Below are 12,756 nucleotides of genomic sequence, written 5' to 3' on the forward strand. Positions count from 1 at the left end.
TGTTTCACGCACTAGCGTGATGTGCATGATCGCGTTCCACGACCAGGACCTGACGGGAGCCCGATTCGAGCGCGTCAGTCTCCGTAACGCCGAGATGAGGGCAGTCGACTTCAGCGGCTGCCGGATGCGCGGCGTCGAACTCGTCGACGTCGACATCAGCGGCGAGGTGCAAAACGTCGTCGTCAACGGCGTCGACATCGCCCCGCTCGTCGAGGCCGAACTGAATCGCCGCATGCCGCAGCGGGCGAAGATGCGCCCCGACGACAGCGACGGCTTTCGCGAGGCGTGGGCCATCCTCGAACAACTGTGGAAGGGCACCGTGGCGCGGGCGAAGACGTTTCCGGCAGCCATGCTGCACGACAACGTCGACGACGAGTGGTCCTTCATTCAGACGTTGCGCCACCTCAACTTCGCCAGCGCGGCCTGGGTAGGCCGGATGGCGCTCGGCAACGCCTCGCCGTGGCATCCGCTCGATCTGCCATGGGACGATGCACCCGGCTGGGACGGAATCCCTTGGGACCGCGAAGCTCAACCTTCACTCGAGGAAGTCCTCACCGTCCGCCGCGAACGCCAGGCCATGGTCCGGCGGCTGCTCGAATCACTGACCGACGCGCAGCTTGCTACCGAAGTGACACGCTCGGAGCCCGGATGGCCGCGGTTGGCGGACTTCCCGCTGAAGGAATGCCTTCTCATCGTGCTCAATGAGGAATGGCACCACCGACTGTATGCCGAGCGTGACCTGGACGCGCTCCAGGCCTGAGGTCGCTACTTGGGACCCGGCAACCTCAGCACGAGACGCGCCCCGCCCAACGCGCTGGCTTCCAATGCCGCAGTGCCGCCGTGTAATTCGGCCTGCTGGGCCACCAGCGCGAGTCCGAGCCCCGAGCCCGAGCGTGCCGCCGTCGACCCTCGCGAGAACCGCTCGAACACCGCGGCTCGCTCATCTTCGGGCACCCCGTCGCCGTTGTCGTCGATGGCGATCTCGACGCCGTCGCTGGAACTCTCAGCGCTCAGCCGGATTTCGGTGGCGCCGCCGTGTTTGATGGCGTTGGTGATCGCGTTGTCGATCACCAACCGCAGGCCCGCGGGCAGCCCCACCATGAGAACGGTGGTGGAACTGGCCAGTGACACATGCAGATTCGGGTAGTTGCGCATCGCGTCGTGCGCGGCACGATCGAGCAGTTCGGTGATGTCGACAGGGACGAAGTCGTCAACCGTGGTCAACTCGCCTTGCGCGAGCCGTTCGAGCGCCGTGAGCGTCGCTTCGATGCGGCTCTGCGTCCGGATGATGTCGCCAACCACCTCTTTGCGTTGCTCATCGCTGAGGTCAAGCGTCGACAACACCTCGAGGTTCGTGCGCATCGCCGTCAGCGGCGTGCGCAGCTCGTGCGAGGCGACCGCGGCGAAGTCCCTGGCGGATTCAAGGGCAGCCCTGGTGCGCTGTTGTTCGTCACCGATGCGGGCGAGCATTCCCTCGACGGCCTCGGCGATCTCGACTGCTTCCTGCACGCCGCGCACCTGCACCTCGTCGGGTTTGGACTGGGCGTTGATGGCGCGCGCCTGCTGCGCCAGCAGCCGGAACGGATTGATCATGATCAACCACATCACCCAGCCGACCAGGATGGTGCCCACGATCACGCTGCTGCAGATCAACAAGACGCGTCGGTGAAGATCGTCGATGCGGTGCTGCGTCTCGGCCAGCGGCGCACCGACGGCGATCGAGGCGACCCCCGCGTTGAAGGTTCGGACGCGGTACTCGACGCCGTTGATCGTGGTGTTGGCGTAGCCGTTGTCGAACTGCGGTAACACGATGTCGCTCGGGACCGACACCGTGGCGCGCCCGACGCGTGCGGTCCGCACCAGAGCCCCGTTCGGGGTGAGTTGGTCGGGCGTCTGGTTCTGGGCGCTACGCAGCAGGCTGCTGATGTCGCCGAGACTGCTCACCGAGTCGAGCCGCCGGTCCAGTTGGCTGTACTGGTCGTTGGTCACCCCGATCCAGACCCACGCGCCGAGCGTGATGACCAGGGCGACGACGGACAGCGCCGCGACGATGACGATGATGCGCAGCGAGAGCACGCGCGTCAGCAGCAGATTCTGCAGTTGGCCGCGTTGCACTAGGACGCTCGCCGCGCCGGACCGTACATGTCTGCCATCTTGCCGGAAGTCAGCGCTTGCTGATTACCGCATCGCCGGTGAAAGCCGCACCGTATCGTCAGGTCTTGTAGCGGCCCACCGGGGGGCCGGCGATGCGAACTGGCTCAAAGAGGAGCATTTACCCATGGCCATCATCGAAGCGGACGCAGCACCGCAGACACCCTACGAGCGCGCCGTCGCCGAGACGCAGCGCTACTTCGACAGCCCGCGGTTCGAGGGGATCATTCGTCTCTATTCGGCACGCCAGGTAGTCGAGCAACGCGGCACCATTCCCACCGACTACACGGTGGCGCGGGAGGCCGCAGAAGCCTTCTATCCCCGCTTGCGTGAACTGTTCGCCCAGAAGAAGAGCATCACCACCTTCGGCCCGTACTCGCCGGGCCAGGCAGTGGCGATGAAGCGAATGGGTATCGAGGGCATCTACCTCGGCGGCTGGGCCACCTCCGCAAAGGGGTCGACGACCGAGGATCCGGGTCCCGATCTGGCCAGCTATCCGTTGAGCCAGGTACCGGAGGAAGCAGCCGGCTTGGTGCGCGCACTTCTGACCGCCGATCGCAATCAGCAGTACCTGCGCCTGCAGATGACCGACGAGCAGCGTGCCACCACGCCCGCGACCGACTTCCGCCCCTTCATCATCGCCGATGCCGACACCGGCCACGGCGGAGATCCTCACGTGCGCAACCTGATTCGTCGCTTCGTGGAGGCGGGCGTGCCCGGCTACCACATCGAGGATCAACGGCCAGGAACCAAGAAGTGCGGACATCAGGGCGGCAAGGTGCTGGTTCCGTCGGACGAACAGATCAAGCGGCTCAACACCGCTCGGTTCCAGCTCGATGTGATGAGGGTGCCCGGCATCATCGTCGCGCGCACCGACGCCGAGGCGGCCAACCTCACCGACAGCCGTGCCGATGAACGCGACCAGCCCTTCCTGCTGGGTGTCACCAACTTGAAGATTCCGTCGTACAAGGCCTGCTTCCTGGCGATGGTGCGGCGGTTCTACGACCAGGGCGTCAGCGAGATCAACGGTCACCTGCTCTACGCGCTGCCCGAAGGTGAATACGCGGCCGCCGACGCGTGGCTGGAACGCCACGGCATCGCGGCCGCGGTCAGCGAGGCCGCCTCGGCCTACCAGGACCGCGCCGACAATTCGATCGATGCGCTCTTCGACAAGGTCGAGTCGGAGTTCGTCGACGCCTGGCAGGTGGATGCCGGGCTGATGACCTACGGCGAGGCCGTCGCCGAGCTGCTCGAGTTCCGCGAGAGTGAAGGCGAGCCGCCCGCGATGAGCGTCGCCGAATGGCGAGAATTCGCACAGCGGGCGCCGATGTACACCGCCCGCGAAAAGGCGAGGGAACTCGGCGCCGCGGTGGGCTGGGACTGTGAGCTCGCCAAGACGCCCGAGGGCTATTACCAGGTGCGCGGCGGTATCCCGTACGCCATCGCCAAGTCGCTGGCGGCCGCGCCGTTCGCCGACATCCTCTGGATGGAGACCAAGACCGCCGATCTCGCGGATGCCCGCGAGTTCGCCGACGCGATCCACGCCGTGTATCCCGACCAGATGCTGGCGTACAACCTCTCCCCGTCGTTCAACTGGGACACCACCGGCATGACCGACGACGAAATGCGGGCGTTCCCAGAGGAACTCGGCAAGATGGGTTTCGTCTTCAACTTCATCACCTACGGCGGCCACCAGGTCGACGGTGTCGCCTCCGAGGAGTTCGCCACCGCGCTGCGGCAGGACGGCATGCTCGCGCTGGCGCGTCTGCAGCGCAAGATGCGGTTGGTCGAATCGCCTTATCGGACACCGCAAACCCTGGTCGGTGGGCCGCGCAGCGATGCCGCGCTGGCGGCGTCGTCCGGCCGCACCGCGACCACCAAGGCGATGGGCAAGGGCTCAACCCAGCATCAGCATCTGGTGCAAACCGAGGTGCCCAAAAAGCTGCTCGAGGAGTGGCTGGCGATGTGGGGCGAGCACAACCAGATCGGCGAGAAGCTACGTGTGCAGTTGCGGCCGACGCGTCCCGGTTCCGACGTCCTCGAACTCGGCATCTTCGGAGAACGCGAAGGCGGCGAGGACGAGAAGCTCGCGAACGTGATCGTCGACCCCATCAAGGACCGGCACGGTCGCAGCATTCTGACTGTGCGCGACCAGAACACGTTCGCCGAGAAGCTGCGCAAGAAGCGCCTGATGGACGTCATCCATCTGTGGCTGATCCACCGCTTCAAGCCGGAAATCGTTTACTACGTCACGCCGACCGAGGACAACATCTACCAAACCGAGAAGATGAAGTCGCACGGCATCTTCAGCGATGTGTACCAGGAGGTCGGCGAGATCATCGTCGCCGACGTGAACCAACCACGGATCGACGAGCTGCTCGCGCCGGATCGCCAAGCGCTGGGCCGGTTGATCCGCAAGGAGGACTAGCGGCTGGGCCGCACCCGGCGCCAGAGGCGGCGTGCGGCATCGACGGGCGCAAGGGCGGCTTGCCATGCCCTGCCCTGCCAGGGAGACCCGACGCCGACGAAGGTCACCACAGCGCCTTCGGTGCCGGCCTTGCCGGCGATCAAGTCGATGGTTGCGTGCGCAACGATGATGCGTCCGTCCTTGCACACGGCAGGGACCTTGAACAGTTCCTTGTTCAGCCGGCCTGACTTCATGGCCTGGTCGAAACCCCACCAGTGCATGGGCCGAAGAGCCGGTGGGATCACGACATCCAGGCTTTGGCCGAGCGCATCGTCGGCTGAGTAGCCGACGACATCGGTGACCGCCTCGCCCCACTTCCGGATGATGCCTTTGCGGTCAACGGTTACGCTGGCGCGTCCGTCAGCGCCGGTCGCGTCGCAAGCGTCCATACCTCTGATACGGCAGGCGCCGGCGCGAGGTTCACCGATGCGAGCAGCTCGGTCCATTACCGTTCAGCTATGGCCGGGTGGGATCGCGTGGCCGCAGTCGTCACACACCGACGCTCTTGGATGATCGCGCTGCTGATCGCGGTCGGCGGCGGGGTTTTCATCGCACTCGCGGGGGCCAACGCCGGTGCCGACAAGCCGCCGCTGCAACTCCCGCCGTCTGCCGAATCAGCCAGGGCGGCAGCATTGTTGGCGGCCTTTCCCGGCCAAGACCAACCGCCGGCGATTCTGGTGATATCTCGTCGCGATGGTGCACGACTGAGTGCTTCGGACTTGGCGGCCGCAGCAGCTGCGCGACAGCGCGTGCTGTTGCGTGCCGGGGTCCCCGTCGGTCCGCCGCTTGCCACGTCGCAGGACGGCAGTGCCGCGGTCACGCCCGTCCCCCTTGCTGCAGGGTTTTCCGGATTCGCGCTGCGCGACATGATCACCGCGCTTCGTACTGCCGCGGCGGCCGGCACTCCGGGGGATCTCGCCGTCCACCTGACCGGCGGCCCGGCGTTCATCGCCGACATCACCGACGCGATGAGCAATGCCAACATCACTCTGCTCGCTGTCACGGCGACGGTGGTTGCGGTGCTGCTGATCGTCACCTATCGCTCGCCGGTTCTGTGGCTTGTTCCGTTGGCCGTCATAGGTTTTGCCGACGGATTGTCGACATCGGTCGGCACCGTCGTGTCACGCCTCACCGAATTGCCGTTCGACGGAGCCACGTCCGGCATCACCAGCGTGCTGGTCTTCGGCGCGGGCACGAATTACGCGTTGCTGCTGATCTCGCGCTATCGGGAGGAACTCAGGCAGACCGATGATCACGCCGATGCGCTGCGCGCCGCGGTCAGCCGCGCCGGGCCCGCGATCGTCGCCAGCAACGCCACGGTCGTCTTGGCGCTGCTCGTTCTGGTCTTCGGTGTCGCCCCGGCGACACGCAGCCTCGGAGTGCACGCCGCGTGCGGACTCCTGATCGCCGTGTTGTTCGTGCTGCTGGTGTTGCCGCCGTTGTTACGGGTGTTCGGTCGTCGGCTGTTCTGGCCGTTCATCCCGCGCGGCGGAGACCCTTCTGCTGTCACCACCGGCGTCTGGCACCGCACCGCGGCCTGGGTTGCAGATCACGCCGGTCGCGTCTCGGTGGTGACCTGTGCGGTGCTCGTGTTGCTGGGCGTGGGTGTGGTCGGTCTGCCGATCGGTCTGTCGCAGATCGAGCAATTCCGGGTCCGGGCCGAATCGGTCACCGGCTACGAAGTGCTTTCGGCGCACTTCCCAAGCGGCCTGACCGACCCAACCCGGGTGATCGGCGCCAGTAATCGCGCCGAGGCGATTGCGCATGCGATCGCGACGTCGCCGGGAGTGGTCTCAGTCAGTGAGGCGGGGGCGTCGATTGCGGGGCTGACGCAATGGGACGTGATCGTCGCCGCCGCCCCTGCGTCGCCAGATGCATTCAAAACGATTGCCGCGCTGCGGGAGTCGGTCAGAACGGTGGAACCGACGACGCTGGTCGGCGGCTCCGACGCCCAGGCGCTTGACGCCAGGGACGCCGCCCTGCGCGACCGTCGCGTGCTGATCCCGGCCATCCTCGCCGTCGTGCTGATCGTGCTGTATGCGCTACTGCGTGCGGCTTTGGCGCCATTGGTGTTGGTCGCGGTGATGGCGCTCAGCGCGCTTTCGGCTCTCGGAGTAGGCGGTTGGACGTGTGTGCACCTGCTCGGCATGCCTGCGCTGGACTACACCACTCCTCTCTTCGCGGCGCTGTTCCTCGTCGCACTCGGTGTGGACTACACGATCTTTCTCGTCACCCGTGCGCGGGAAGAGACTCCCAAGTACGGGACTAGTGACGGGATCATCCGGGCAGTGTCTGCCACGGGGCCGGTGATCACCAGCGCAGGCATCGTGATGGCAGCGGTGTTCTGCGTGCTGGGGGTGCTGCCGTTGATAGTGCTCACACAACTGGGAGTCATTGTCGGACTTGGCATCCTCCTCGACACCTTCGTCGTGCGCACGGTGTTGATCCCGGCGCTGTTCACGGTGATAGGCCCGCGAATTTGGTGGCCTGCGAAAGTCGACGACGCGATGCGGTGAACTTTTCGGCGACCTGCTGCGTGACACAACTATGACCGTTGAACGGTCGGGGGCGGAAACCGAAGCCGATGCAGTATGGGTACCGGCGCTCGCGCGCGGACTGATCCGCCACGATGCGCTGCGGTCGATGCGATATTGCGACGGCTATACCGACCTGCTGGGGCGCAGCGCCCCCGCCGGGCGCAGCCTCGCGCAACGCGCAATGAACAGCCCGGCGGTGGCCGCGATCTATCAACACCTCTGGCGCCCGATCATGGTCGCGGCGTTGAGTTTGCACGGGATCTCCATCGACGCAGAGCGCGAAAGGGCCTCTGCTGCATTGTGTCTGAAAGGCCAGCAGCGAGTTCTCGACGTCGCCTGCGGTCCCGGCAACTTCACCGGGTTCTTTGCGAAACAACTTGCCGGGGACGGGTTCGTCGTCGGCCTGGATAACTCGGTGCCGATGATGGAACGCGCGGCGCGGGACAACGCCTGCTCGCGCGCTGTCTACATGCGCGGTGATGCGCTCGATCTCCCGTTCAACGACCACGCATTCGACGCGGTCAGCTGCTTTGCCGCTCTGCACCTGATGCCCGAGCCGCTCGCCGTGCTTCATGAAATGGTTCGGGTACTCTCCCCCGGTGGTCGCATCGCGGTCATGACAACCTATGGCCGCGAATCCTTCCTGCTGCGCAAGGGACTCGAACTCGGCGCTACCATCTGCGGGGTCCGCGTTTTCGACCGCAGCACTGTCCCAACGTTTTTCACTGCCGCCGGACTCATCGACATCGAGCAGGATTTGCGCGGTATCTCTCAATTCGTTGTCGCCCGTCGGCCGCGTGATGCTACCGGCAGACGGCGCGCCCGATAGAGGCCCAGCAGCTCGCGCAGCGGCGGCCACGGCCAACCGACCGCCTGCCGATCGCGCTGCGTGCGAACGAAGGCAAACCCGAGGACGACACCGAAGATCAGATGTCCGATGAGCGTGGTGGTGAGCGTGGTCGGCGTCAGCTGAAACATCAGCTCCTCGCCGCGCGGTGCGAGCGCCACGGTCGCGATCAGCCCGGCCCATACCGGGAACACGGCGTAGCCCACGGCCGCCAGCACGATGGTGCGCGCACGGTAGCGGTCAAGGCCAATTGCGAGCGCAACGAGGTAGAACGCAACGCCGAGTCCGCCGCCGTCACCGAGGTAGCGCCATACGTAACCCACGATGGCGCTGCCCGCCGTGTCCCCGTCGCCGGTGATCCAGGAGCCCATCGCTGGAATGAAGTCACCCATCCAACCGAGGATGTGCACCGCGAAGAGCCGGAATGCGTCGTACACCGCGCACGCCACCATGCCTGCGACGAGCGCCCGACCAACGATCACGTCGGTGCGGTGCGGCCAGATCGCCATGATCGCGAACACGCCTGCCAGCATCGCCACGATAACAACCGCCGAAATACGTTGTGGCACAATGCCGAATACGTCTACCGCGATCGCCAGTATCGGCATCCCCGACAACGTCAGGACGAACAGAAGCCGTGCCGGTAGCCATTTGCCAGTGTGACTGATCCAGGACCTCGAGTGACTGGCTGTGGTGATGGCCGCCAGGGACCTACCGCGTAGATGGACATAGTTCGCACCGGCCCGGCGCGGCGGTGTCGTGGTTGGCATCCGAAATTCCTTGCGTATGAGAGTTTCTGCTGCTGTGTCTCACACAGAATTCGCTGACGCCCTTGGTGGATCCTCAACGCCCTAGTACGGATAGGCGTGCAGGGCCATGCTGAAGAACACGTAGGCCATGCACAGCAGCGCGTTGAGCAGGAGCAGCACCAAGCCCGCGACGATGAGCCACCGCACGAGCCGCCGTTGGTTGCGCTTCAGCTTGGCCTGCCGCTCCTCGCGCTGTATCTCTGTAGCCGCGATCGCAAAGCTGACGTCGGTGAGTTCAGCCTCGCCCGCACGCGCCCCCGCGGATATCTGCCGCAGTCGCGTCGCCGGAATCACGACGCCGACATCCCCGAAGCGCCGGCTCATGCGTCGGGCCTGCCCGCGGGTCAGTGCCCGATCGTGCGTCAGAAGGTGCTGTGACGAGGTTGTCACAAACGAAAATATTAGTTCTGCCGCTACGGCGACGAAGCCGTTCCACCAGAAGTCGACCCACCAGATGTGGACCCGCCAGATGTCGTGCCGTTGGTGGTGGAGCCAGAGGTTGCACCAGACGTCGGATCCGTCGACGCCGTCGGGCCGCTCGTGCTCGATGGCGCTGACGAGACCGCGCTCGATGTCGGCGCGCTTGTCGACGAGGTCGGCGAGGGGCTCGAGGTAGCGGTCGATGACACGGTCGGCGAGGGACTGGGCGCCGCAGTGGTGACGGCGGTCGACGGCTGCGTCGTGGTTCCAGACACCGTCGACGCCGTGCTCGGAGCAGACTGGACCGCCGTCTGTGCAGCTGTTTGAACCGCGGTCGACGGGGCGGTCGACGTCGCCATCGCAGGCGCGACGATCTCTTTGATCTGCGTCGTGTACGACGCGAGTTCGTCATCGATCGTGTCGATCTGGTCCAGCGTCAACTGATCGTTGTTGATTCGTGCCTCCAGGTCGTCGATCTTCGCCCAGACTTCGTCGAGTCTTGCCATCTCCTCGTCTGTCAGAGGCCGGTCGAGCGTGATGAACACCTGCTCGGCGAGCGCGTAGGTCAGACAGTTGACGCAGTTGTAGTTGAGTGCACCGGCGAGGTTTTCCGGCGCCGCCACGTTGTTGTCCGTTTCGTCGCTTTCGATGACGAAGACCACTTGGTAGGCAACGGCAACCGCCGCGCACGAGTCACATGATGCGTAGGCCTGCGCTTCGTTGACGTTCATCGCGTCGGCGTTGTCGTCGACCCAGACCATGGCGAAGGCGGCCTCATAATCGACGGTGTTATCGGTCGTGTTGACCGCCAATGCCTGAGTGTCACCTGGCCCGGGAGCCAAGGGCTTGCTGACCGGGAAGACCCAGCCGGGGTCGGCCGTCGTAGTCGGGGTCGCGACGCTGCCGCCACCGCCGCCGACCTGAGCGCCAGGCACCGCCTTGGGGATCAGGATGACGGCAAGCTGAGGCTGGGTGAATGTCGGCGGCGGGGTACGGGTGTCCCACACAGATGAGATGACGCCGCGCTGCCCCTTGACGAGTTGCCGAGAAGCCGCGGCAGGGCTCGGGGTGGCCGTGGCCTGCCGGTGGCCCAGCCGCTCAACGCCCAACGCGTACGCGATGTCTCCGACCGTGCCGCGCTCCCACGGCTGAATAGGCCGGTAATTGCCCTCACCCGGCCACCACGCATACGCGATACCAGTCACCACCACCGCGCCGAGAAGCATTGCCAGAGTGCGCATCACAGGCTTGCCGGCCGTGCCCTGCCAGGCGGACAGCGCGCTTCGTCGCGCTGTCCGGACGATCATGTAGATGACGCCTGCGACCGGGATCAGGATCGCGACGATCGCCAACACCCGTGCGGTGGCCTGAATCATGTCGCCGTCCGCCCATGCCGTGGTCAACACATCTGCTTGCTTGCCAAGTGCCGACCACGCGCTGCCGATCAGTCGAGGCAGTGCAAGAACGGCGCCCGCGAGCGTGCACAGCAGCAGTGGCACGACGAGCATCACCCACACGGTCACCAAGATGCGGGCCCATGGCTTGAGCATCCGCGCATGCGGGTCGCCCCACCGCCACGGTAGGAGCAGCGTCGGCTTGATCCGTGAGTAGAGATCCGGCACGCCGGTGAGATCCGCCAGCACGTGATAGCCGTCGAACCGCACCATCGGACCGAGTTGACGGACCATCTGGAGGATCTGCGTCGCCACGACCAGGAGCAGTGCGTCGTACTGCAACCACCACCACAAGCCGGTGATGCCGACCGCGACGATTGCGTTGAAGTAGAGCCCACCGAGGTCGGTGCGTACCCGTCCCCCGCGCCCCAGTCGATACGTGTCGGTGACGTCGGTGTAGAACGCCGGCCAGACGAGGTAGACACCGAAGCCCATGACTCCCGGTGTCGCACCGCCGTAGCGCGCCGCGGCGGCGTGCCCAAATTCGTGGAAGCCCGCCGAAAGGATCGTGACCGCGAAGACGAGGATCAGCAGGCCGGGGCGCTCAAAGGCGTCATAAGCGGCGTGCGCCAACCCTTTCCGGAAGAACACCCACCAGCACACCCCGACGAACGCGGCGAGGACGGGCACGACCATCCACGGCCGGAACAGGAATCGAAACGGGTCGGTGAGCCGGCGCGTGCGCTCGGGTTCGGTGACGGCATACCGAAACCGTAGGCCCAGCAACGGGTTTCGCACCTTCGTCTTCGGTTGGCTGCCGTCTTCGGCCACCAAGAGGCCAAGCGGCCGCAGTTGCTTGTCGACGAGGTGCCGAACGTTGTCCTCGGTCACCGTTCGGCCGGTTGACTCGGAAACCGAATCGGCCACCTCGGCCGCGGTGCGCTCGCCGTCGATTTCCCGCAACGTCGCGTACAGCAGCGGGGTCAATTGGATGGTCTGCCCGTCGGCGCGGCGGACCAGGGAAGGCGGAACCTTGTAACCAGATCCCGCCATTTCCCCAATCAGCTCGACACCGTCGGCATGGCGCAGCACCGCCCCCGATGGCCCGGCATGCTCGGTCGTCGCAGTCACGCTCGTGCTCCCAGTCTTGTTGGCAGCATGGACGGTTCGTGTCAGCGTCAGCCGGCTGACGCGCCGCTGCCGGAAGTGCCGGTGCTCGAGGTGCCACCACTGGTGCCAGCGCTCGACGTACCAGCGGTGCTGCCGCCCGTCGTATCCGAGCCTTGTGCGATGTTCGATGTCTGATCGGAATCCGCCGTGGCATGGACGTCGGTCATCGTCTGCGTGATGGTGGCGTCCTGGATGGTCACGGCGTTGGCGGTCGAGTCGATCGAGCCGATGTTGGCGGCGACGCCGGCGTTGATCGGTGCCGCCACGTTCGCGTTGGCAGCCACTGCGCCGGCGATAGGCGCGGCGAGATCGGCGTTGAGGTCGACGTTCACATCGACGTTCAGCAGAGCGCCCTCGGTCAACCCTGCCGTACTGGTATCGACGGTGGTCCCGGTGTCGGTGCCCGTATCGGTGCCGGTACCAGTGTCGGTGCCGGTGCCGTTGCCGGTGCCGGTGCCCGTATCCGTGCCAGTACCGGAGTCGCTGGTGTCGCCGGACTGATCGATGCCACTGTCCTGGACCGAGGTTGCGTCGGCGGTTACATCGCCCATGGTCTGCGTGATGACGATGCCGCCGCCCGTCGAATGTGTTGCGGTGGAATCGGCATCGGAGCCGTACGTCAGCACGTTGGCGCCGGCGGCAGCCTGGATCGGCGCCGCCACGTTCAGGTTGGCGGCCGCGGACAAGTCGATCGGTGACGCGGCGTCGATGCCGACGTTGATGTCGGCGTTGACATCGATGATCGATACGACCTCCTTGGCCGGCAGTGCGATGCCCATCTCGGCTTGGAGTTCGTCGGGGGTCAGTCCTTCGTGACTCATTTCTCTGTCTCCGTCTTGCGTCAGATCCCGGTGCTCGTGGCGCCGAGTCAGCCCTTCTTTACCTGTGAGACGGAGGTACCCACCATCGAGAGCAAAATCACACCAAATTCTAAGAAGTGGCGGCTAGAACGGCTTGCTAA

At 65.5% G+C, this 12,756-nt stretch carries 10 protein-coding genes; 4 read left to right on the plus strand and 6 right to left on the minus strand.

Annotation, left to right across the window (positions count from 1 at the left end; translation table 11 throughout):
* Positions 1–25 precede the first annotated feature (25 nt).
* Complete coding sequence (locus J3E61_RS30550; protein WP_210086423.1) at positions 26–760, plus strand: DinB family protein; 735 nt, start codon at positions 26–28, stop codon at positions 758–760.
* A gap of 5 nt (positions 761–765) precedes the next feature.
* On the opposite strand, the gene J3E61_RS30555 is transcribed toward J3E61_RS30550, so the two are convergent.
* Positions 766–2,115, minus strand: coding sequence for a HAMP domain-containing histidine kinase (locus J3E61_RS30555; protein WP_210086424.1), 1,350 nt, complete (start codon positions 2,113–2,115; stop codon positions 766–768).
* Positions 2,116–2,278: 163 nt separating this feature from the next.
* On the opposite strand from J3E61_RS30555, the gene aceA reads away from it, so the two are divergent.
* Entirely contained in the window at positions 2,279–4,579 is a 2,301-nt protein-coding gene (gene aceA / locus J3E61_RS30560) for an isocitrate lyase ICL2 (RefSeq protein WP_210086425.1), read from the plus strand.
* Here the strand turns inward: aceA and J3E61_RS30565 are convergent.
* Positions 4,576–5,007, minus strand: a complete 432-nt coding sequence (locus tag J3E61_RS30565) for a PAS domain S-box protein (RefSeq protein ID WP_210086426.1) — start codon at positions 5,005–5,007, stop codon at positions 4,576–4,578. The genes aceA and J3E61_RS30565 overlap by 4 nt on opposite strands.
* A 120-nt stretch (positions 5,008–5,127) precedes the next feature.
* Between J3E61_RS30565 and J3E61_RS30570 the strand changes: the two genes are divergently transcribed.
* Positions 5,128–7,134 (plus strand): MMPL family transporter, encoded by a 2,007-nt coding sequence (locus J3E61_RS30570; RefSeq protein ID WP_210086760.1) that lies wholly within the window; start codon positions 5,128–5,130, stop codon positions 7,132–7,134.
* Between the two features lie 31 nt (positions 7,135–7,165).
* Entirely contained in the window at positions 7,166–7,984 is an 819-nt protein-coding gene (locus J3E61_RS30575; protein WP_192722846.1) for a methyltransferase domain-containing protein, read from the plus strand.
* Here the strand turns inward: J3E61_RS30575 and J3E61_RS30580 are convergent.
* The 4 genes from J3E61_RS30580 to J3E61_RS30595 all read right to left on the minus strand — a co-directional run bounded on the left by J3E61_RS30580 (position 7,927) and on the right by J3E61_RS30595 (position 12,616).
* On the minus strand, positions 7,927–8,772 hold the full coding sequence (locus tag J3E61_RS30580; RefSeq protein WP_210086427.1) for a hypothetical protein: 846 nt from the start codon (positions 8,770–8,772) through the stop codon (positions 7,927–7,929). The two genes, J3E61_RS30575 and J3E61_RS30580, sit on opposite strands and share 58 nt — an antisense overlap.
* Positions 8,773–8,853: 81 nt before the next feature.
* Positions 8,854–9,201: a hypothetical protein gene (locus J3E61_RS30585; RefSeq protein ID WP_210086428.1), complete on the minus strand. Its 348-nt coding sequence runs from the start codon at positions 9,199–9,201 to the stop codon at positions 8,854–8,856.
* 23 nt (positions 9,202–9,224) lie between these two features.
* Entirely contained in the window at positions 9,225–11,756 is a 2,532-nt protein-coding gene (locus tag J3E61_RS30590) for a hypothetical protein (protein WP_210086429.1), read from the minus strand.
* A 47-nt stretch (positions 11,757–11,803) separates the two neighbouring features.
* Complete coding sequence (locus J3E61_RS30595; RefSeq protein ID WP_210086430.1) at positions 11,804–12,616, minus strand: peptidoglycan-binding protein; 813 nt, start codon at positions 12,614–12,616, stop codon at positions 11,804–11,806.
* Positions 12,617–12,756: the final 140 nt, after the last annotated feature.

The organism is Mycobacterium sp. OAE908, assembly GCF_017872775.1.
Taxonomy (GTDB): domain Bacteria; phylum Actinomycetota; class Actinomycetes; order Mycobacteriales; family Mycobacteriaceae; genus Mycobacterium.